Origin of the sequence: Citrobacter sp. Cpo071 (assembly GCF_030332765.1) — a bacterium.
Lineage (GTDB): Bacteria > Pseudomonadota > Gammaproteobacteria > Enterobacterales > Enterobacteriaceae > Citrobacter > Citrobacter portucalensis.
The window spans coordinates 806254-827228 of the sequence record NZ_JAOWHE010000085.1 but is presented as its reverse complement, the minus strand read 5'-3'; the positions used below and the strand labels follow the sequence as shown (position 1 = coordinate 827228).

The 20975-nt window shown below is 49.2% G+C and carries 18 protein-coding genes and 1 pseudogene; 6 read left to right on the top strand and 13 right to left on the bottom strand.

The annotated features are described in order from the left end of the window. Window positions 1–8: 8 nt before the first annotated feature. Entirely contained in the window at window positions 9–1040 is a 1032-nt protein-coding gene (locus OGY09_RS21055; RefSeq protein ID WP_032943577.1) for a mechanosensitive ion channel family protein, read from the bottom strand. Between the two features lie 245 nt (window positions 1041–1285). On the opposite strand from OGY09_RS21055, the gene OGY09_RS21050 reads away from it, so the two are divergent. Then, a complete protein-coding gene (locus tag OGY09_RS21050; RefSeq protein WP_003020403.1) occupies window positions 1286–1546 on the top strand; it encodes a DUF2534 family protein in 261 nt (86 codons plus the stop codon). Window positions 1547–1594: 48 nt separating this feature from the next. Here the strand turns inward: OGY09_RS21050 and uspE are convergent, their stop codons facing one another. The 3 genes from uspE to ogt all read right to left on the bottom strand — a co-directional run bounded on the left by uspE (window position 1595) and on the right by ogt (window position 4159). Further along, a complete protein-coding gene (gene uspE, locus OGY09_RS21045; protein WP_003833229.1) occupies window positions 1595–2545 on the bottom strand; it encodes a universal stress protein UspE in 951 nt (316 codons plus the stop codon). Window positions 2546–2696: 151 nt separating this feature from the next. Beyond that, the gene (fnr, locus tag OGY09_RS21040; protein ID WP_003020397.1) at window positions 2697–3449 is read right to left on the bottom strand and encodes a fumarate/nitrate reduction transcriptional regulator Fnr; all 753 of its coding nucleotides are present in this window, start codon (window positions 3447–3449) and stop codon (window positions 2697–2699) included. A 194-nt stretch (window positions 3450–3643) separates the two neighbouring features. Beyond that, window positions 3644–4159, bottom strand: a complete 516-nt coding sequence (gene ogt / locus OGY09_RS21035; RefSeq protein ID WP_008784895.1) for a methylated-DNA--[protein]-cysteine S-methyltransferase — start codon at window positions 4157–4159, stop codon at window positions 3644–3646. Between the two features lie 225 nt (window positions 4160–4384). On the opposite strand from ogt, the gene smrA reads away from it, so the two are divergent. Next, window positions 4385–4948 (top strand): DNA endonuclease SmrA, encoded by a 564-nt coding sequence (gene smrA, locus OGY09_RS21030; protein WP_032943576.1) that lies wholly within the window; start codon window positions 4385–4387, stop codon window positions 4946–4948. Window positions 4949–4960: 12 nt separating this feature from the next. On the opposite strand, the gene OGY09_RS21025 is transcribed toward smrA, so the two are convergent. Further along, a complete protein-coding gene (locus OGY09_RS21025) occupies window positions 4961–6193 on the bottom strand; it encodes a GGDEF domain-containing protein (protein ID WP_286590943.1) in 1233 nt (410 codons plus the stop codon). A 67-nt stretch (window positions 6194–6260) separates the two neighbouring features. Continuing rightward, entirely contained in the window at window positions 6261–8375 is a 2115-nt protein-coding gene (locus tag OGY09_RS21020) for a putative bifunctional diguanylate cyclase/phosphodiesterase (protein WP_032943574.1), read from the bottom strand. A gap of 411 nt (window positions 8376–8786) precedes the next feature. Here OGY09_RS21020 and OGY09_RS21015 point away from each other — a divergent pair, with 411 nt between their 5' ends. The 4 genes from OGY09_RS21015 (at window position 8787) to dbpA (ending at window position 12879) form a co-directional block, all read left to right on the top strand. Next, window positions 8787–9896 (top strand): methyl-accepting chemotaxis protein, encoded by a 1110-nt coding sequence (locus tag OGY09_RS21015; protein ID WP_032943572.1) that lies wholly within the window; start codon window positions 8787–8789, stop codon window positions 9894–9896. Window positions 9897–10050: 154 nt separating this feature from the next. After that, window positions 10051–11034 carry a zinc transporter ZntB gene (gene zntB, locus OGY09_RS21010; RefSeq protein ID WP_032943570.1) on the top strand — a complete coding sequence of 328 codons (984 nt, stop codon included), beginning with the start codon at window positions 10051–10053 and terminating at the stop codon, window positions 11032–11034. A 275-nt stretch (window positions 11035–11309) separates the two neighbouring features. Beyond that, window positions 11310–11477: a proline-rich small protein YnaL gene (gene ynaL, locus OGY09_RS21005; RefSeq protein ID WP_095533097.1), complete on the top strand. Its 168-nt coding sequence runs from the start codon at window positions 11310–11312 to the stop codon at window positions 11475–11477. A 28-nt stretch (window positions 11478–11505) separates the two neighbouring features. Further along, window positions 11506–12879: an ATP-dependent RNA helicase DbpA gene (dbpA, locus tag OGY09_RS21000; protein WP_032943568.1), complete on the top strand. Its 1374-nt coding sequence runs from the start codon at window positions 11506–11508 to the stop codon at window positions 12877–12879. Window positions 12880–12957: 78 nt separating this feature from the next. Here dbpA and ttcA read toward each other — a convergent pair whose 3' ends face one another. From ttcA to nifJ, 7 genes and pseudogenes are all read right to left on the bottom strand, one after another. Then, window positions 12958–13893 (bottom strand): tRNA 2-thiocytidine(32) synthetase TtcA, encoded by a 936-nt coding sequence (ttcA, locus tag OGY09_RS20995; protein WP_032943567.1) that lies wholly within the window; start codon window positions 13891–13893, stop codon window positions 12958–12960. 49 nt (window positions 13894–13942) lie between these two features. Further along, window positions 13943–14206: pseudogene (locus OGY09_RS20990) on the bottom strand (tyrosine-type recombinase/integrase); the annotation flags it as partial. A gap of 319 nt (window positions 14207–14525) precedes the next feature. Beyond that, window positions 14526–14768, bottom strand: a complete 243-nt coding sequence (locus OGY09_RS20985) for a DinI family protein (protein ID WP_032943565.1) — start codon at window positions 14766–14768, stop codon at window positions 14526–14528. Window positions 14769–14953: 185 nt separating this feature from the next. Then, on the bottom strand, window positions 14954–15388 hold the full coding sequence (gene uspF, locus OGY09_RS20980) for a universal stress protein UspF (RefSeq protein WP_003833207.1): 435 nt from the start codon (window positions 15386–15388) through the stop codon (window positions 14954–14956). 81 nt (window positions 15389–15469) lie between these two features. Beyond that, window positions 15470–15682 (bottom strand): KTSC domain-containing protein, encoded by a 213-nt coding sequence (locus OGY09_RS20975; protein WP_003833205.1) that lies wholly within the window; start codon window positions 15680–15682, stop codon window positions 15470–15472. Window positions 15683–15829: 147 nt separating this feature from the next. Next, complete coding sequence (gene ompC / locus OGY09_RS20970) at window positions 15830–16984, bottom strand: porin OmpC (protein WP_032943564.1); 1155 nt, start codon at window positions 16982–16984, stop codon at window positions 15830–15832. A gap of 367 nt (window positions 16985–17351) precedes the next feature. Beyond that, complete coding sequence (gene nifJ / locus OGY09_RS20965) at window positions 17352–20876, bottom strand: pyruvate:ferredoxin (flavodoxin) oxidoreductase (protein WP_032943563.1); 3525 nt, start codon at window positions 20874–20876, stop codon at window positions 17352–17354. Window positions 20877–20975: the final 99 nt, after the last annotated feature.

Here is a 20975-nt window from a genome sequence, read left to right as displayed (position 1 = left end):
TTCTTTTGTTAGTGTGTCAATGGCGATGCTTCAGGATTATCCATATACAGCGTCTGGCTGGGGAATGCAAAGTCGGCGCCGTTTGCCTGGACTATCGTGATAATCTTTAAATAAACGTCTTGCTGTACCGCGAGCCATTCCTTCCAGACGGTGGTTTTCGTGAAGCAATACACCATGATATTCAACGATGAATCGGCAAATTCATTAAAATAGACCAACAGAGTTTGTTTCTGGTCTATTCCAGGATGGTTTTGCAGCATTTCTCTGACCGACTCGACAACGGCACCGACTTTATCGGCATCCTCATATCGTAACCCGATCACCGTTTTAATTCGCCGGTTGGTCATGCGCCCTGGGTTTTCTACGCTGATGGAGGAGAAAATCGAGTTTGGCACATACAATGGACGATGGTCGAAGGTGTTTATTTTAGTCATTCGCCAGCCAATTTCTGCCACCGTGCCTTCAATATTGCGGTCCGGGGAGCGGATCCAATCGCCTATGCTAAACGGTCTGTCGAAATAGAGCATAATGCCTGAGAAAAAGTTGCTCAGAATATCTTTCCCCGCCATACCCACTGCTATACCGCCAATACCGCCAAAGGTTAACAGGCCGGATAAGCTCATACCGAAGTGTTCGCCATAAAGTAAAATGATGGCAACCACGATGGTAATCTTGATGATACGCGACAGGATCCTCGCGCTGGTGATATCTCTGCCTTTATTAATCTGCGTCTTTTCAAACTGATTAATCACCAGAAAAAGTTTGATGGTCAGGATCAACGCAATCAACGAGGTGCAGATAAAGTCGACCACGCTGGGGGAGATAAATTTCAGGCTGTAACTTTCGATAACGTTATTAGCAATGCTGCCAAACGTCCCAATGATAATGGCATAGACAAAAAATTGTGCGGCATGAAATATGAATCCTTTGCAGCGACGCTCTCCACGATGATACCAGATACTCATCAGGACCAGCGCGGCACAGCAGCTAAGAATTACCGTCAAATTAAACGCATTATTCATAAACAGTTCAGCGATCATGATTCTTCCTGGCAACTCCGTGTTAGCTAAATATCATCTGACATCCTAATCCCCAGATATTTTACTCAGTTAAGGCGGTCAGATCATTAATCAAAAGGAGAGATAAATAATGCAATCAGCGCTATTTTCAGCGAAATAACGTTGACGTCAACCCTGTATGCGGTTTATGTAGCAGACAGTCAGTTGATGTCATGGTATTGTTGGCGCAAAGTAACAAGGTTTTTCATTTGCAAAAGGATAGTACTATGATCATGGCTAAGCTGAAAACAGCGAAGGGACGGAAGTTTCTGTTGTGCCTGCTTGGAGTGTTTATTATCGCAGCCTCGGTCGTGACGCGAGCGACGATCGGTGGCGTTATTGAACAATATGACATTCCGCTATCCGACTGGACCGCTTCAATGTACGCCATTCAATCTGCAATGATTTGTGTCTACAGCATGGTGTTTACGATTCTGTTGGCTATCCCGCTTGGTATCTATTTCCTCGGCGGTGAGGAGCAACACTAGGCGTTTAAAATGCCGGATGATATCGCCATCCGGCATTTCATTGTGTGGTTAATCGTCTTCTTCGTCGTCCAGTTCAACTGGCGTCTGATATTCATCCGGCTTGATGACCAGCAGGTCACAGCGTAGATGATCGATAACCTGTTCCGCGGTATTACCAAGAAACGCAGCAGAAATACCGGTACGTCCGACGGTCCCCAATACCACAATACCCGCCTGCAAGTGCTCGGCTAAATCAGGAATGACCTCTTCAGGTAAGCCTTTTTCAACGTGCGTCACTTTCTCATCAATGCTGAATTTCTGGCGTAGCGCCTTCATGGCCAGCAGATGCTGTCCACGGATTGCGTCGTTATAAACGCTGGGATCAAATTCAGGCAGTTCAATCGCGATGTTGATTGGTGTGACAGGGTAGGCGCCTACCAGATGCACTTCGGTATGGTTAACCTGTTCTGCAAGCTGTAGCGTCTCTTTGACCAGTTTTTCATTGAGCGCGTTGTGATAAGCCTCTTCACTGGCGAGGTTTACGGCAACCAGTGCTTTACCCCCTTCAGGCCATGGCTGGTCTTTCACCATCCATACCGGACTTGGACATTTACGCAATAAATGCCAGTCGGTTGGCGTAAATATTACGGCTTCGAGGCGGTCGTGTTGGTGCGCCATCTTGAGGACCAGGTCATGCCTGGCGCTGATGACTTCCTGGATGATGGCTTCAAAGGGTCGGTTATGCCAGACCACTTTAATCTCCAGAGGGATCCCTGCTTCGATATAGTATTTCGCTTGTTCACGTATCCATGCAGTTCGCTGGCTGATGACTCCCTGACGCATTGCCGTACGCTCATCAGGCGACAGCAGGGTAGTCATCTCATAGGAAAAGTCATAGATCGGCAAAAAGGCTTTAATTTTGCCACCAATCCGTTGATGCAAATAAACAGCTCGCCGTAATGCTGGTTGATCGTCCTGGTTAGGGTCGATGACGACCAGCATATTTTTATACATAGCCATACAGGGTCTCCTTACAACTGTCATCGCAGTTTGTAACTAAAAGAGTAACCCAATAATGTAGATTGAAACAGGGAATAACCTCCTGCCAGATCAATAAATCGGGAAAATTTAGCGATTTGACAGAAGGATAACAGAGAGGCTTGCGGAAAGATTACGCAACGTTACGCGTGTGGCCGGCAAGAACTGCCAGCGCGTCGCTGTTCTCAATAGTGATATATTTGCCTTTCACCGCCAGCATGCCGCTTTTCTGGAAACGACCCAGCAGGCGGCTGATGGTTTCAACCGTCAGACCGAGGTAGTTACCAATGTCGCCACGGGTCATGGTCAGGCGGAATTCACGAGGCGAGAACCCACGCTGGGCGAAGCGACGAGACAGATTGTAGATAAAGGCCGCCAGGCGCTCTTCAGCGTTTTTCTTCGACAGCAACAGGATCATATCCTGGTCGCCTTTGATTTCGCCACTCATCAGACGCATCATCTGCTGACGCAGGTTCGGCATCTTACCGGACAGGTCATCAAGGGTTTCGAAAGGAATTTCGCATACCATTGAGGTTTCCAACGCCTGAGCAAAGCTCGGGTGATGGCCGCTGCCTATGGCGTCAAAACCTACCAGGTCACCCGCCAGATGGAAACCGGTAATTTGCTCATCGCCTTGTTCGGTAATGGTATAGCTTTTTATCGTTCCGGAGCGGATAGCGTAGAGCGATTTAAGCTCATCACCTGCTTTAAAGAGCGTCTGCCCTTTTTGGATAGGCTTTTTGCGCTCGATGATGTTATCGAGCTGGTCAAGCTCATGCTCGTTAAGTGTGAACGGGATGCAAAGCTGGCTGATGCTGCAATCCTGGCAATGGATAGCACAACCGCCAGACTGAATGCGCCGTATAATTCGCTTTTCCGGGATCATAGGTCTGCTCAAGCCGTAATTGATATTTGTCAATTTTAACATCTTTTTGGTGAGCACGTAAGCCTGAGCTACTCCCAATAGAGAATAATTCAGGCATAACTGGAGCGAATGTTTGTATCTACTTGATTAACCACACTTAATTTGGGGTCGCATTATGCGGAAGTGTGATGAATAAGGCATTAATTGCCTGGAATCTAGAGTAGCAAATAACCTTCGTGGCGCAATAACCACTCTTTTCGTTGTACACCGCCGGCATATCCGGTCATGGTGCCGTTACGTCCAATGACGCGATGACAGGGAACCACAATGCTTACTGGATTGGAGCCATTAGCTGCGCCGACCGCTCTTGCAGCGCCGGGGCGCCCCAACTGTTCGGCCAACTGACCATAATGCATGACCTGCCCGCAGGGGATAGTGCGTAATGCTTGCCAGACTTCACGCTGGAAAGGCGTCCCAGCGGTTGCCGTTTCCAGCGTGTCAATGATGCTGAGGTTTCCGGCAAAATACTCAGAGAGTTTGTCGCTTAATCCACCAGGATTTTTGGCGGTAATGCGCTGATAACCTTCTGTACGGTAATGAATATCAAGCAATTGTTCCATGCGATCGCTGTGCTGATCCCATTCCACTGCGCGCAGGCGAAATTGCTCATCACAAATAACCCACAGCGGGCCCAGCGGCGTGTCGATGGTGTCTTCCAGTAAGTTAAGCATCCGTTTCTCTCATTACAGCATTCAGGCGAGCCTACACATTATCACGCCAGTGACCGTCGCAGCTATACCCCTAAAAACGGATATCAACTTGTCGTGAGTAGATCGGTTCAGCGCGGAGGATCCGGTTAATTATTGGAAATAATCGTAAACCGTTACCAGTACAGTTGTCGGTATAATAGTGCGCGGTTATGATAATGCCTGTCGCAATACGCTGGAGGATGAAACATGAACCTTGATGATGCATCGCTGTTTCTTGACGCAATGGGGGATGTTCAACCGCTGAAAAACCATGCCGATGTGCACTGGCAGCCCATGCGTAATCTTCGCACTCCGGCGCGTATCGATACGCTACAACTGGATAATTTTCTCTCGACGGGATTTCTCGATATTGTCCCGTTGAATGTGCCGCTCGAGTTTCGTCGCGAAGGTTTACAGAACGGCGTGACCGACAAGCTGCGAAACGGAAAATACCCGCAGCAGGCGAGCCTTAATCTTATTCGCCAACCTGTTGAAACATGTCGCCAGATGCTCTTTAGCTTTATTCTGCAGGCGCAGCAGGAAGGGTTGCGTAACGTGCTGGTGATACACGGCAAGGGACGTGACGATAACTCCCATGCCAATATTGTTCGCAGCTACGTGGCGCGCTGGTTGACGGAATTTGACGACGTGCAAGCATACTGCGCCGCACTGCCGCATCATGGCGGCAGCGGGGCATGTTATGTGGCATTGCGTAAAACCGCACAGGCAAAACAGGACAACTGGGAGCGTCACGCTAAACGCAGTCGCTGAACGACGTAAACATCAGGCGGCCAGCACTCTGTTCCTGCCTTCGTTCTTGGCTTTGTACAACGCGTCGTCAACGCGTTTGAATAACTCATCGATGCTTTCATTTGTTTCGTGCCGAGCTACGCCAATGCTGACGGTAAAGCGGGGAAGGCCAGGGAGAGTCACTTTGGCCACCGTCGCCCGTATCACTTCTGCGAGATTGAGGGCAATATCTAACGAGGTTCGCGGCAGCAGCAGCACAAATTCTTCACCTCCCCAGCGAAAAATCAGATCATCCTTTCTTGCACAGGATTCAAGTGTGCGGGCCAGAGCGCAAAGTACCTCATCACCTTTTAAATGACCAAAAAGTTCGTTAATGCTTTTAAAGCGATCGGTGTCGATCAACATCAGGCTGTAATCCTGTGTCAATGACATCGCGTGGGTCTGTTCCGGCTCGGTTACCTGATAAAAATGTCGGCGGTTAAGCAATCCCGTTAAGGCGTCACGCAGGGCCGCACGCTCAAGCTCCTGTTCCAGCCGTTTTTGCTCGGTAATATCATGAATAATGCACAGCATGAGCTTATTACCGTAGATTTCAATTGGCCCGGCGTAGGTTTGTACGTGACGGGATGTGCCGTCTGCCAGTTTATGCACAAAATGCAAAGGTTTATGGCCACCGGGAAGATGGGCGATTTCATGCATCACCGGGAGTATATGACGGCCCAGCGTATTGATTTCCCATGTATGTTTCTGGCACATCGTATCATGGCTATAGCCATAAAAATTTAGCGCACTGAGATTTGCATCAACGATAAGCCCATCACGGGACGGATCGATAAGCAACATTGGGGCCGAGTTAGTCTGGAAAAAACGCGCGTAAAATCCCTGTTTTTTTCGCTGATAATTCACTGAACGGCTCGCTTTCAGACCTTGTGAAGTCGGTGTTTCAATGCCTTCGAAAAGAATAACGTCACCTGATTCCGGCAGAGAGCGGATGGACAGGCGGCTGGCCATCGCGACGTCTTCACCTTCGCGGCAAACCGTTAGGATTTCTACAATGTTGTGATGATTTCTCAAATCGCTGAGATACATGGTTAAATCATTTTGGGCATGAGTTGAAAATATGCCCTTGCGGAGTAGAGAAAAGCAGGGGGCCTGCATCAGTTCCCGTGCAACGGTATTAGCGAACACCAGTTCTTCGGTATGCGGCGAAACAATCCACACCGGCAGGGTTAATAAATCCAGTGAATGCAGCTCGGTTGTGCTCATCGATAATCCCGTTATCTTTATCTGCTGTGTTGCCCGTTTAATGGCATCTGTTTTTTATATTACAGTCTCATAATGTTATTGATTGTTGAGGAGACAAAGACTGTACGATTCGCTGCTGCTTAATGTTACTTTCCGTTGGAATCAATTCATGGATCTGATGCGCAGGCAACGGTTTTGCAAACAAGAAACCTTGCAGCACGCCACATCCCATCTGGGTCAGGAGCATTTCCTGCTCCTGGGTCTCTATTCCTTCAGCCACTACTTGCATATTCATGGAGTGGGCTATGTCAATAATAGTAGACACAATCTTTGTATTTTTGCTGTTCTCGCTGATGTCTTTGACAAATACTCTGTCAATTTTTAATTCCTGTGCCGGAAGAGACTTCAACATCAATATATTTGAATAACCGGTACCGAAATCATCAATTGAAACGGTGATCCCTAAAGCTGAAAATGCATTTAAGACTTCAGCGCTACGTTTTAAATTTTTAAGTGCTGCACTTTCAGTCAATTCCAGCGTGAGATATGCAGGTGATAGTTGATATTGTGCAAGGGCGCTGCAAACCACATCAACGATGTCATGTTGTTCAAACTGGCAAAGGGAAAGATTAACGGCGAGGGTCCATTCCGCATGGCCCTGTAACTTCCATTGATGTAACTGCTGGCATGCCTGCTGGATAACCCATTTCCCGACCGGAATGATAAGGCCTGTTTCTTCCAGCGCAGGCAGAAACTCTGTGGGTAACAGCATGCCGCGTTCCGGGTGATGCCAGCGTAATAACGCTTCAAAACCGGTCAGGGAATGATCCCCGGCGGTGTATTTGGGTTGGTACCAAAGCTCAAATTGATCGTGTTCCAGTGCTTGTGACAGTTCCTGTAAAAATGTCGGCGGTGTATCGGCGATAGCTTCCATTTCCGGGCTATAAATAGCCCAACCGTTTCTGCCAGCCTGTTTGACATGATACATCGCCATATCAGCCTTTACTTTTAACTCATGCAACGTGGAACCATGTTCAGGATAAATACTGCTTCCCGCACTTAACGAAACCCGAATGGTGTACCCAAACAGCGTGAAAGGATCACCAATCGCAGCCGCAATCCGGGTCAGCAGAGCGGTGATATCCTCTTTATTACAGTCAGGAACCAGAAGAATAAACTCATCTCCCCCCAGCCTCGCCAGCGTCATGGTGTCATCAAGGCAGCTGTAGATTCGCTGCGTACTGGCGATCAGCAACTGATCGCCGATGTGATGTCCCCAGGTATCGTTAACGACTTTGAAGCGATCGAGGTCGATGAATACCAGAGCAAATTGATGCTGATGCAGTTTGGAATGCTGCAGACAGGCCTGTAAGCAGGCATCTATCTGTGTGCGATTGGCAAGTCCGGTCAGTGCGTCGAAGTGGACCTGATGCTCAAGCTGGCAATTAAGTTGATGTAAGTTGTCTGCCAGCCGGGAGGTACGCAGTTGCGAATCCACCATCGACACCACCAGCATGATACCCAAAATAACCAGCGTGACGGCGCAGACCCAGACAGAGAGTTCCAGTGTGCTGAGCCCATTGTGTACAGTGTGTCCAAAATGGGTGAATGTTGCCGCTCCCATCCCGGTGTAATGCATAGAGGCAATCGCCAGCGCCATAATAAGGGCGGCGACAAGCCGATTGATCAGGGCTCGACGGGTATTTTGGCGCAAATGAAACGCCAGCCACAAACCTACACCAGATGCAACGATGGCAATCATCACTGAGAGCAGTATCAGCGAATGACTCCATAGGATGGCAACATGCTCAATGATGGCATACATGCCAACGTAGTGCATGGTGACGACACCGGCGCTTAATATTCCAGTGGCTACGACTAATCGTTTTGTTGAAAGCGTATTACCGGAAATGGCGATATTAATGGCGAGAGTTGCAGAAATGAGCGCAATAAAGAAAGAAAATGCCGTGAGCGAAAAATGGTAATTGATCGGCATACTCATTTTCATGGCCAGCATACCGATAAAATGCATTGACCATATCCCCATCCCTAGCGTAGCCCCGCCAGACAGGCGCCAGAAGGTTGATTCACGTCGATTGGAGATTGCCACCTTGCCCGCACTATCGAGAGCAATAAAAGAGGCAATAAACGCGACAACAAAGGAAATCCCAATCAATACAGGGTCCCACGACACGTTCAACATCATACTACCTATCGAAAAAAAACCGTGGTAATAAATCTAGCAGGTTTTGTCCAGTTAACATGATAAAACCGGGAATGTTCTTATGTTTTTACACTGGTATTAGATGAAACAGGGAGATAGCGACAATAACGAGCCATTACTTATATAAACATTCACCAAATTTATAGTTCTGTATGTTTTGTGCTCTCCATGTGCTTGTCATCACAATAACCTGATGACTGGCGCCATCACAGCCATTTGATGGAATAAAACACTGAACTAACGGGAATAAAAGGTGTAATTTCTTGCCTTAAGTAAAAGGATTGCAGGCTCTCATTGAAAGTTCAGCTTTCGTCGCAGAGCAATGGCATTCTGCATTGCAGGTGCTATAAAAAATAATATCTACATAATTTCTTAGTGCACAGGACTAAAATGTTAAATGATATTAGCGTCAGAACCTTTATTATTTTATTTCTGCTCATTTCGGCAGTTGCTCTCAATATTGTTGAGATGATTTTCTCGGCCGCGCCGGAAATTATAATTGGTACAAATGTGGTAAGCGTTATTTCTATATTATGCTTATGGTGGTATATGACGAAATACCTGGTCATGCCGATCAATACGGTAAAAAGGAGCATTGAGGAAGTGACGTCTGGGAATCTGGCGATCAGTATCCCTGAGTTTGGTAATAATTGTGCGGGTAGACTAATACCGGGCATCAATAGTTTATCGAGTAATATTTCAACACTCGTTAATGAGATCAGAACATCCTCACAAACGGCGATGGCGCTCTCTGAACAGCTTGCGGAACGCAGCGCCGAGCTTTCAGTGAAAACGGAACAACAATCCGGAGCATTGATGCAGACGGCTGCTAATATGGATGAAATAGCCGTTAATACGCGAAATAATGCTGACAACACGCAGATCGCCAGCGTCCAGGCAACAGTTGCCACGCAATGTGCCATTCAGGGTGGCGAATTAATGGTGCAGGTTGCGACAAATATGCGTTCAATCACCGAATGTGCACAGCAGATGACGGAAATTATTACGCTAATTGATGGTATCGCATTCCAGACAAATATTCTGGCATTGAATGCTGCCGTGGAAGCGGCGAGGGCCGGTGAACATGGCAAAGGTTTTTCCGTGGTGGCCGGTGAGGTCAGAATGCTTGCACACCGAAGTGCGGATGCTGCTAAGAATATTAAGCAGCTGATTGCGCAAACCCATCAAAATGTTCAGCAAGGTGCAGCTATTGTGCGTGAAGCAGAAAAAAATATGCATGATATTGTCGGTGGTGCCGGTCAATTAAACCAACTGATGGGCGAGATATTAACCACTACACAGGAGCAGGAGAAAGGAATTATCAGAATTACTCATGCACTGGCCGAACTGGAGAATGTAACCCAAAGTAATGCCATTATGGTTGATGAGCTTTCTGATTCCTCAGGTATCCTGAAAAACCAGGTGATTGATCTCCAGTCGCGAACACATAAATTTCGCTTAAGTAACGCTCTTGAGTCAGCGAGATGGCAGCGGGCTTAACCGGACATCTCGATGCAAGCGTCGCAATCGTCGGCGCTTTTTGTATTATCAGATATTTTTATGAATCATTTCAGCACAATGGGACAATGAGATATTGCTTAACATATTCTGACAGCTAGACTAACGAAAAAAGCTGAATGTTTGTGGAGGCGCTGTGGAAGCCATTAAGGGAACGGATGTTAATGTGCCGGATGCCGTGTTTGCCTGGCTGTTGGATGGCCGGGGTGGGGTGAAACCCTTGGAAGATAACGATGTTATCGATAGTCAGCATCCCTGCTGGCTACATCTTAATTATACCCATCCTGAAAGCGCCCAATGGTTGGCGACAACACCTCTTCTTCCCAACAATGTGCGTGATGCGCTGGCAGGCGAAAGTACACGCCCACGCGTCAGTAGAGTCGGGGAAGGTACGCTGATTACACTGCGCTGTATTAACGGCAGCACCGACGAGCGTCCTGACCAACTTGTAGCGATGCGTTTATATATGGATGAACGTCTGATTGTCTCAACCCGCCAGCGCAAAGTGCTGGCGCTGGATGATGTGGTCAGCGATCTCCAGGAAGGGACGGGACCGGCTGATTGTGGCAGTTGGCTGGTGGATGTTTGTGATGCGCTAACCGACCATGCCAGCGAATTTATCGAACAGCTGCACGACAAGATTATCGATCTGGAAGATAACCTGCTCGATCAGCAGATCCCACCGCGTGGTTTTTTGGCTTTACTGCGTAAGCAGCTAATTGTGATGCGACGTTATATGGCTCCTCAGAGAGATGTTTATGCGCGTCTGGCGAGTGAACGTTTACCCTGGATGACCGACGACCATCGGAGACGGATGCAGGATATCGCTGACAGGCTGGGGAGAGGGCTGGATGAAATAGACGCCTGTATTGCCCGGACCGGTATTATGGCGGATGAAATTGCGCAGGTGATGCAGGAGTCTCTGGCTCGCCGAACGTATACAATGTCATTGATGGCAATGGTTTTTCTTCCCAGCACATTTTTAACCGGGCTTTTCGGCGTTAACCTCGGCGGTATCCCCGGCGGTGGTTGGCAGTTTGGTTTCTCACTTTTTTGTATTCTGTTAGTGGTCCTGATTGGTGGTGTTACTTTATGGTTGCATCGTAGTAAATGGTTGTAACAACAACGTTTTTTAGTGGCTTTTGCGCATGAAAACGTCCTGATTTTTGAGCGAAGTCAATAAACCATCTACCTATTCGGGGCAATATCTCTCTCGCAGGTGAATGCAACGTCAAGCGATGGGCGTTGCGCTCCATATTGTCTTACTTCCTTTTTTGAATTACTGCATAGCACAATTGATTCGTACGACGCCGACTTAGATTAGTCGGCTTTTTTTTGCCTGCAGGAAATCAGCGTCTACCCTAAAAGAGTCAACCTGAATGACTGGAGGGGTATATGACCTGTCTGATTGCAACGTCGAACACTGATTCGCTACCGACCGATCCGGTTCCCATTCCCGATCCCATACCTCGTCCGCAGCCCATGCCGGATCCGCCGCCGGATGAAGAACCGATTAAATTGTCGCATCACGGGCACAGATCTGCGAGGATACGCGCCTGCTGAATGTGAGTTTTTATCGCGAGATTAAATTGTGACCGCTTTTTCAACCCTGAATGTTTTACCTGCTGCTCAACTCGAGAATCTTAACGAGCTGGGCTATCTTGAAATGACGCCTGTTCAGGCTGCTGCGTTACCGGCAATCCTGGCGGGTAAAGATGTTCGCGTGCAGGCTAAAACCGGCAGTGGCAAAACGGCTGCTTTTGGTCTTGGGCTATTACAGCATATTGATGCCGCGCTGTTTCAGACGCAGTCTCTGGTACTGTGCCCAACGCGCGAGCTTGCCGACCAGGTGGCGGGTGAGCTGCGTCGTTTAGCGCGCTTCCTGCCAAACACCAAGATCTTAGCGCTGTGCGGTGGGCAACCTTTTGGCGCACAGCGTGACTCCCTGCAACATGCACCACATATTATTGTTGCCACACCGGGTCGTTTACTTGACCACCTGCAAAAAGGCACCGTTTCTCTGGATGCCCTGAATACGCTGGTTATGGATGAAGCCGACCGCATGCTGGATATGGGCTTTAGCGATGCGATTGATGATGTCATTCGCTTTGCGCCTGCGTCACGTCAGACTTTGCTGTTTTCCGCAACCTGGCCGGAAGCCATTGCTGCTATCAGTGGCCGGGTACAGCAAAATCCATTAACGATTGAAATTGATACGGTCGATGCGTTACCGGCGATTGAACAGCAGTTTTTCGAAACCTCCAGCCACGGAAAAATTCCGCTGCTGCAAAAGCTACTCAGCCAGCATCAACCCGCATCGTGCGTGGTTTTTTGTAACACCAAAAAAGATTGTCAGGCCGTTTGCGATGCACTGAATGCGGCAGGGCAAAGCGCACTGTCATTACATGGCGACCTGGAACAGCGCGATCGCGATCAGACGCTGGTTCGTTTTGCCAACGGTAGCGCGCGCGTCCTGGTCGCAACCGATGTGGCCGCACGTGGCCTGGATATCAAATCACTTGAGCTGGTAGTTAACTTCGAACTGGCGTGGGATCCGGAAGTCCACGTCCATCGTATCGGACGTACCGCGCGTGCCGGCAACAGCGGTCTGGCGATTAGCTTCTGTGCGCCGGAAGAAGCGCAGCGTGCCAACATTCTTTCTGAAATGCTGCAACTGAAGCTGAACTGGCTAACTGCGCCAGCTAACGGCTCAATCCTGCCGCTGGAAGCAGAGATGGCGACGTTATGCATTGATGGTGGTAAAAAAGCGAAAATGCGTCCTGGTGATGTTCTGGGGGCTCTGACCGGTGATATTGGTCTGGATGGCGCTGATATTGGCAAAATTGCCGTTCATCCGGCACACGTCTATGTCGCCGTTCGCCAGAACATAGCGCACAAGGCGTGGAAACAATTGCAAAACGGTAAGATCAAAGGCAAGACTTGCCGGGTCCGGTTATTGAAATAACTACCCGTTGGGGCGCCTGATGGCGCTCCGCTTATCAGGCCTACAGGCGCTTATGCACGTTGTAGGCCTGACAGACGCTTACTTCACTTCCACCACGTTCAGGCGTAACTCATCCAGTTGAGCATCATCTTCTTCTGGCTGCCAGCCCGCAGGCTGCAGCGGGATCTCTTCACGATCGAACGCTAAATCCCCGCCGTCCACAACCTCTGAACCGTGCTTAATGCCTTTAAAATCGAACAGATTGATATCGCTCAGATGTGAAGGTACAACGTTTTGCATCGCACTGAACATGGTTTCAATGCGGCCTGGATAGCGTTTGTCCCAGTCACGCAACATATCAGCAATGACCTGACGCTGCAGGTTAGGCTGTGAGCCGCACAGATTGCACGGAATAATCGGGAAACCTTTCGCTTCGGAGAAACGCTCGATATCTTTCTCACGGCAGTAAGCCAGCGGGCGGATCACGATGTGCTTACCGTCATCACTCATCAGCTTCGGCGGCATGCCTTTCATTTTCCCGCCGTAGAACATGTTTAAAAACAGCGTTTGCAGGATGTCGTCGCGATGGTGGCCGAGCGCAATCTTGGTGGCACCTAACTCGGTTGCCGTACGGTACAGAATGCCGCGACGCAGGCGAGAGCAGAGCGAGCAGGTCGTTTTGCCTTCTGGGATTTTGTCTTTGACGATCCCGTAAGTGTTTTCTTCGACAATCTTGTACTCAACGCCCAGCTGTTCCAGATACTCTGGCAGAATGTGCTCCGGGAAACCGGGTTGTTTTTGATCGAGGTTAACCGCAACTAAGGAAAAACTGATCGGGGCGCTTTGCTGCAAATTACGCAGGATCTCCAGCATGGTATAGCTGTCTTTCCCGCCGGAAAGGCACACCATAATGCGATCGCCGTCTTCGATCATATTGAAATCGGCAATGGCTTCGCCCACGTTACGACGCAGACGTTTTTGCAGTTTGTTCAGGTTGTATTGTTCTTTCTTTGTAACTTGTTGATTATCTTGCATTCTTACCGTTCTCAAAAACCAAAAGGGGCATATAATGGGCAAACTTCAATCACAGGGCTAGTTGGCTATTCAACATTGCAACCCGATCGTCATTCATTTCTTCAATCCATGTACTGTAGACGTCGTATACCATTTGCGCGTTTTCATGCCCCATCTGATCAGCTATAAATGATGGATTCGCTCCAGCCGATAACAGCCAGCAGGCAAAAGTATGCCGCGTATGGTACGGATTACGGCGACGAATACCAGCACGTTTTACAGCTGAGTTCTATCTGGCACCGATGCTACTCATAGAGTAGTAAGATTTTTGCTCTTCGTGACCAGACCAGAATAAACTGTGAACCGAACGATTGAATAAAGGTACATGGTCCTGGACAGGAAGAAATTAATCAGCTGAAAGCAGATATTGAAGCGCTGAAGAAAATTGTGGAGCAGTTCACCGCCAGATAATTCAGTTCTGAACTATCAACGAGCAATGTCAGGGAGCGAAACGCAGGGTGTGGCAAACTGCCGCAACCATGCCGTATGCAAGAGCATGGCTGCGGCCGACCGGCAAACGTCCGATAGTGCGAGTATAGAATGATTGCCAGTCACAGCGGATGGTACTTAAGCAATATGACGATTCAAGGTGCTTAATCTGAAACCAGCCACATATCAGCCTCTTCAAACATTTCTTGAACCGTTCGGCTTATCTGTTCTTTTTCATGCTTGCTGGCGTCAGTGTTGATCGCCGGAAGTGTCATCATCGGTTTAACCCGAACTTCAGCATCGGGGAAGATCCGATGAACCCTCTTGGTCAATTCGCCGAGAATAATATCTTTTGCGCCGGGCAGACCATCAAAATTCCTTTTGTCATAAACGAGTTCCACGAACATTGCTTATCGCTCTTTTGCTGGATGTATATACAGTATTTATACTCTGTTTTTATCCGGGTTTCAAGAGAGGGCGTAATGATGTCACGACATAGCGATACTGAAATGGCCTTGTATGCTTCGATCAGGAATCGTGGGGAAAATGAGGGAGAAACAAAAAGCCCGCAGCGATGTGCGGGCCAGACAGCTTAGCGGACTACCAGTACCGAACACTCCGCGTGACGCACTACAGCCGCGGCGTTAGAGCCCAGCAGGTAGGTGGTGATGTCAGGTCGGTGTGAGGCAATAATGACCATATCGGCCGGTAATTTTTTGGCGATCTCCAGAATCTTATCTTTCGGCGCACCTTCTGCGACATGAACGTGCACTCTGTCCGTTGGGATATTGAACTTCTTGATAATCTCTTCCAGTTGAGATTTCGCTTCGGCTTTCAGATCGTCCATGGCCGGTAACTCTGCCGAGTAGGCCAGTCCCAGGGAAGCGTAATAGGGCAAGGACGGAATAACGGTCAAAAAATGAACCTGCGCATCGTCGATCTTTGCTTCTGCTTCAACATGGGCAATAACGCGTTGAGTTAATTCTGAGTCTGAAATATCGATGGGTACAAGAATCGTTCTGTTCATAAAACCTCCTGTTTAAGTATCCACGTAAAGCTTACCGCGTAATGGCACTTTATGTACAATGACAACGATCACATTTTGGCATCACTTTATTTTGATTTCAGGAAATTTTCCTTTTATTACCCCATCGTAAAATCGGCCTTTAGAGACCACGATCAGGAAATCACGAAAAATACGGGCAGGGACCTGCTGATATTGCAGGGTAGCCAACTGGTGAAAGCGAATTTCTAGCGTACAAGAGGATTCGTCATAGCCGACGGATGCAATACGGGATGATTTTACAGGATGATGATTCAATGCAGGTATCCTCTACTACAGACCTTAATGCAAGATATCATCTATCAGAGATGTGTTTTAACGCAACAGATATAATGTTTCGAATGAGATAAAACAGAGTTACACAGAAAATAAGGATAGCCCGCCGTTGCCAGCGGGCTTACGAATTTAGAACTGGTAAACCATACCCAGTGCTACAGTGTCATCGGTAGAGATGTCATTGCGAGTGTAGAAGCTGTCGTCTTCGTCCAGCAGGTTGATTTTGTAATCAACATAGGTGGAGAAGTTTTTGTTGAAGTAGTAAGTAGCGCCTACGGAAGCATATTTAACCAGATCTTTGTCGCCGCTTGTTCCTGCTGGGCTTGCAGCAGTACCAGGCATAGTCAAATCCTTACCTTTAGACATCAGGAAAGAAACTTCCGGACGCAGACCGAAGTCGAACTGGTATTGTGCAGTCACTTCAAAGTTCTGCGTTTTGTTGGCAATAGTATTATCGCTACCGTCTGAACCACCATACGGGGTCATATTGCGGGTTTCGGAGTACATGGTTGCCAGGTAGATATTGTTGGCGTCGTATTTCAGGCCGGCAGTCCATGCGTCAGCCTTATCGCCACCAGCGGTAGAATCGTTAACCTGCTCATTAGTACGGTCAGAAGAGGTGTACGCTGCACCGAAGCTTACGCCCATACCCAAATCATAGGTAGAGGAGATACCGAAGCCGTCACCGTTGGAGTTCTTCATGTTACGATCGGCGCCACCGTTATTGGTGCCTTCCTGCTCTGGTGACTGATTTTCGTTCGCGCCCTGGTACTGCAGCGCAACGTTCAGACCGTCAACCAAACCAAAGAAGTCAGTATTACGGTAGGTTGCAACACCGTTTGCACGACCGGTCATGAAGTTGTCAGCTTTGGTGTAAGAGTCGCCACCGAATTCTGGCAGCATATCGGTCCAGCCTTCAACGTCGTACATTACGCCGTAGTTACGGCCGTAGTCGAATGAACCGTAGTCGCCGACTTTAATACCTGCGAATGCCAGACGAGTCCAGGAGTCGCCTTTATCACCTTCGGTGCCGTTGGCCTGAACCTGATATTCCCACTGGCCATAACCGGTGATCATATCATTAACCTGTGTTTCGCCTTTGAAGCCCATACGCATATAAGTCTGATCGCCATCGCTGTTAGCGTCGTCAGAGAAATAATGCAGGCCGTCTACTTTGCCATAGAGATCTAATTTGTTGCCGTCTTTATTATAAACTTCAGCAGCGTGAGCTGCGCCTGCAGCCAGCAGGGCAGGAATTACGAGAGCCAGTACTTTTCTGTTCATTGAAATAATCCTTTAGTTTTTTTATTAACCTGTGACCACCCATGTAGGGAGTAAAAGCATGCTAAAGGAGAAGTTCCGTAAAGAGATAAATATGAATTGTTACGTCTTAAGTAAAACCTTAAACAAATAATTCTACGGAAATAGTGATAGTTGACATGAATGAGTTAATGAAAATATATATAAAATAAAAATTATACAATTGAATTTTGTTGGGCTATTCTGCGCGTGTTATATGCCTTTATTGTCACGTTTTATTTTTTGTTGGTATATTGATGTCACTTATTAATTAGCCAGCGAATAAATTGACAAGCCCGAACAACTGTTCGGGCTTTTTTTTTGGTTCCGGGCTAATACTGAGAAAAACGTATTATTCGGTACCGCTCTTTTCCGCTTTGCCTGCCAGTTGGGCCAGGAAGTCGTAGCGTTTTTGCAAATCAGCCGTCGCATCCTTCCACAGCTGTTCTGCAACTTCTGGCTGCTGGGCGTTCAGGCGGCGGAAACGCTGCTCGTTAAGCAATGTTTCGGCCAGCGCATCTGACGGTGGGCGCGAGTCGAGCGCCAGCGGCAGCTTACCTTCGTCTGCTCGGCGTGGGTCAAAGCGGTACAGCGGCCAGAATCCGGTAGCCGTGAGTTGACGCATCTGATCGTGGCTTAGCGCGAGGTCATAGCCATGCTCCTCACATGGGCTATACGCGATAATCAGCGACGGGCCGGGGTAGGATTCAGCTTCCTGGATAGCTTTGACCGTCTGATTCAACTGGGCGCCCAGAGAAATCTGTGCGACATAAACATGTCCGTACATCATCATGCTGACGCCAAGATCTTTGCGAGCCTTGCGCTTGCCATGCTCACCAAACTTGGTAACCGCCCCAAGCGGCGTGGCTTTCGACGCTTGTCCACCCGTGTTGGAGTAACACTGGGTATCCAGTACCAGAATATTGACGTTCTCGGTGAGACTCAGGACGTGATCCAACCCGCCAAAACCAATATCGTAAGCCCAGCCGTCGCCGCCAATCAGCCAGATGGACTTCTCGACCAGCGCGTCGGCATCGGTTAACAGTTGCTGTGCACCTTCGACATCTTTCAGATGCTGGCGCAGCACAGCAACTTGCTCACGGCGTACTTCTGGCGTCGCTTCAGCATGCAGGGCGTCATTCAGTTCAGCCGGAATATTATCCGCAAACTGCTCCAGCAAACGCATGACGCGCACACGGTGTTGATCCACCGTCAGGCGGAAGCCCAGACCAAACTCAGCGTTATCTTCGAACAGAGAGTTTGCCCACGCAGGTCCACGACCATTGGCATCGGTCGTATACGGCGTTGAGGGGAGGTTACCGCCATAAATCGATGAACAGCCGGTCGCGTTAGCGATCAGCATGCGGTCGCCATACAGCTGCGTAAGCAGTTTGATATACGGCGTTTCACCACAACCAGAACAGGCGCCGGAATATTCAAACAGCGGAGTGATTAACTGCGAGGTACGGATATCAATGCGTTCAAGCTTGCTGCGGTCGATCTCCGGCAGATTGAGGAAGAAGTCATAGTTAACTTTTTCTTCTTCAACATGCTCAAGGCGCGACATCATATTGATGGCCTTGATTTCCGGGTTTTGGCGATCTTTTGCCGGGCAAACTTCGACACACAGATTACAGCCAGTGCAATCCTCTGGTGCAACCTGCAGGACATACTTCTGACCGCGCATATCGCGTGATTTCACATCCAAAGAATGCAGACTGGCAGGGGCGTTTTCCATCGCTTCAGGTGAAACCACTTTGGCGCGGATTGCCGAGTGCGGGCACGCGGCAACGCAGTGGTTACACTGGGTACACAATTCTTCCTTCCAGATGGGGATCTCTTCGGCGATATTACGTTTTTCCCAACGCGTGGTGCCCATTGGCCAGGTGCCGTCTGGCGGCAACGCTGATACGGGGAGGGCATCACCCAGCCCGGCGAGCATTGCCGCGGTGACGGTTTTCACGAAATCAGGTGCGGCATCAGAAACCACCGGTGGTCGGTTTGCGCTGTGCGGATCAACCGGCTGGAGTGCTACTTCGGCGACGGATTCGCGCGCCAGGGCCAGAGCCTGCCAGTTACGTTCAACAAGGTCCTGTCCTTTACTGCTGTAACTTTTCGCAATCGCCCCCTGCAATTCAGCCAATGCGCTGTCGCCGGGTAAGATTTGCGTCAAATGGAAGAAGGCCATTTGCATAACGGTGTTAATTCGCGCTGCCAGACCGCATTCGCGGGCGATTTTGGCCGCATTAATCACGTAGAAACGGGCTTTCTTCTGATTCAGTACCGCCTGAACTTCCTGTGGCAGACGACCCCAGACTTCATCCACACTGTATGGCGTATTAAGCAGGAAGATACCGCCTGGTTTCAGGCGCTCGGCCATCTGATACTTATCGATAAATTGCAGCTGGTGACAGCCAACAAAATCGGCTTGTGAAACCAGATACGCTGATCGAATAGGCTGCTCGCTAACGCGCAGGTGGGAAACCGTCAGACCGCCTGCTTTTTTCGAGTCGTAGACGAAATAACCCTGCGCATACCATGGCGTCGAGTTACCAATAATTTTGATATTGTTTTTGGTGGCTGACACGCTACCGTCGCTGCCCAGCCCGTAAAACAGCGCTTCGAGCTTAGCCGTACCGGGCAGGGTGTTTTCCGGTAACGGTAGCGACAAGTTGGTGACATCATCATAGATACCGACCGTAAAGCGAGGTTTCGGCTTCGCGCTGCTCAGCTCATTAAAGACAGCCATCACGCAGTCTGGACCAAACTCTTTGGAAGAAAGGCCATAACGTCCGCCAATCACGCGCGGCAGCGTTTCTCGCTCGCCACAGTTGAAGGCTTCTGCTAACGCGGTCATCACGTCCAGATACAACGGTTCTGCCTGTGCGCCAGGCTCTTTGGTGCGATCCAGGACGGCGATGCTGCGTACGGTTTCCGGCAGCGCGCGCAGTAAATGTCTGGCAGAGAATGGACGGAACAGACGCACTTTCAGAACGCCGACTTTCTCGCCATGCGCCAGCAGTTCTTCAACGACTTCTTCGCAGGTTCCAATCGCCGAGCCCATTAAGATAATGACGCGCTCAGCCTGAGGATGGCCGTAATATTCAAATGGCTGGTACTGGCGACCTGTCGCTGCGGCGAAATCGTTCATCGCCTGCTCTACATGATCGTAAACCGCGTTGTACCACGGGTTTGTTGCCTCGCGTGACTGGAAATAGGTGTCCGGATTCGCAGACGTACCGCGAATAACCGGATGCTCAGGATTAAGCGCCCGAGCGCGATGAGCATCGATTTCCGCCTGCGGCATCAGTCCGAGGATCGTGTCGTCGGCCAGTGGCACAATTTTATTGATTTCATGGGATGTACGGAAACCATCAAAGAAATGAATAAACGGAACCCGGCTTTTCAGGGTGGCTATTTGCGAAATCAGCGCAAAGTCCTGTGCCTCCTGAACGCTGCTGGCACACAGCATTGCACATCCTGTCTGGCGCACCGCCATCACGTCGGAATGATCGCCAAAGATTGATAATGCGTGAGTAGCAATTGTGCGAGCCGCAACGTGCAGTACAAACGGGGTCAACTGACCGGCCAGTTTGTACAGCGTTGGGATCATCAGCAACAGGCCCTGCGATGAGGTAAACGACGTAGAGAGCGCACCGGTCTGCAACGCGCCATGAACGGTTGCGATCGCGCCGCCTTCTGACTGCATTTCTACGACGCGAGGGGTATCCCCCCACACGTTCTTAAGCCCGTTCCCGGCCCAGGCATCTGCCTGTTCAGCCATCGTCGAACTGGGCGTAATCGGGTAGATGGCGATAACCTCGCTGGTACGAAATGCGACTGAAGCAACCGCACCATTACCGTCAATTGTGATCATACTGACACCCTTACATTGCGCAAAAAGAGGGACACGCGTAACAGCGGCGAGTCCTGTAGTTATCTTTCTATTTTAGCAAAAGCGCTAAAGACAGATTTT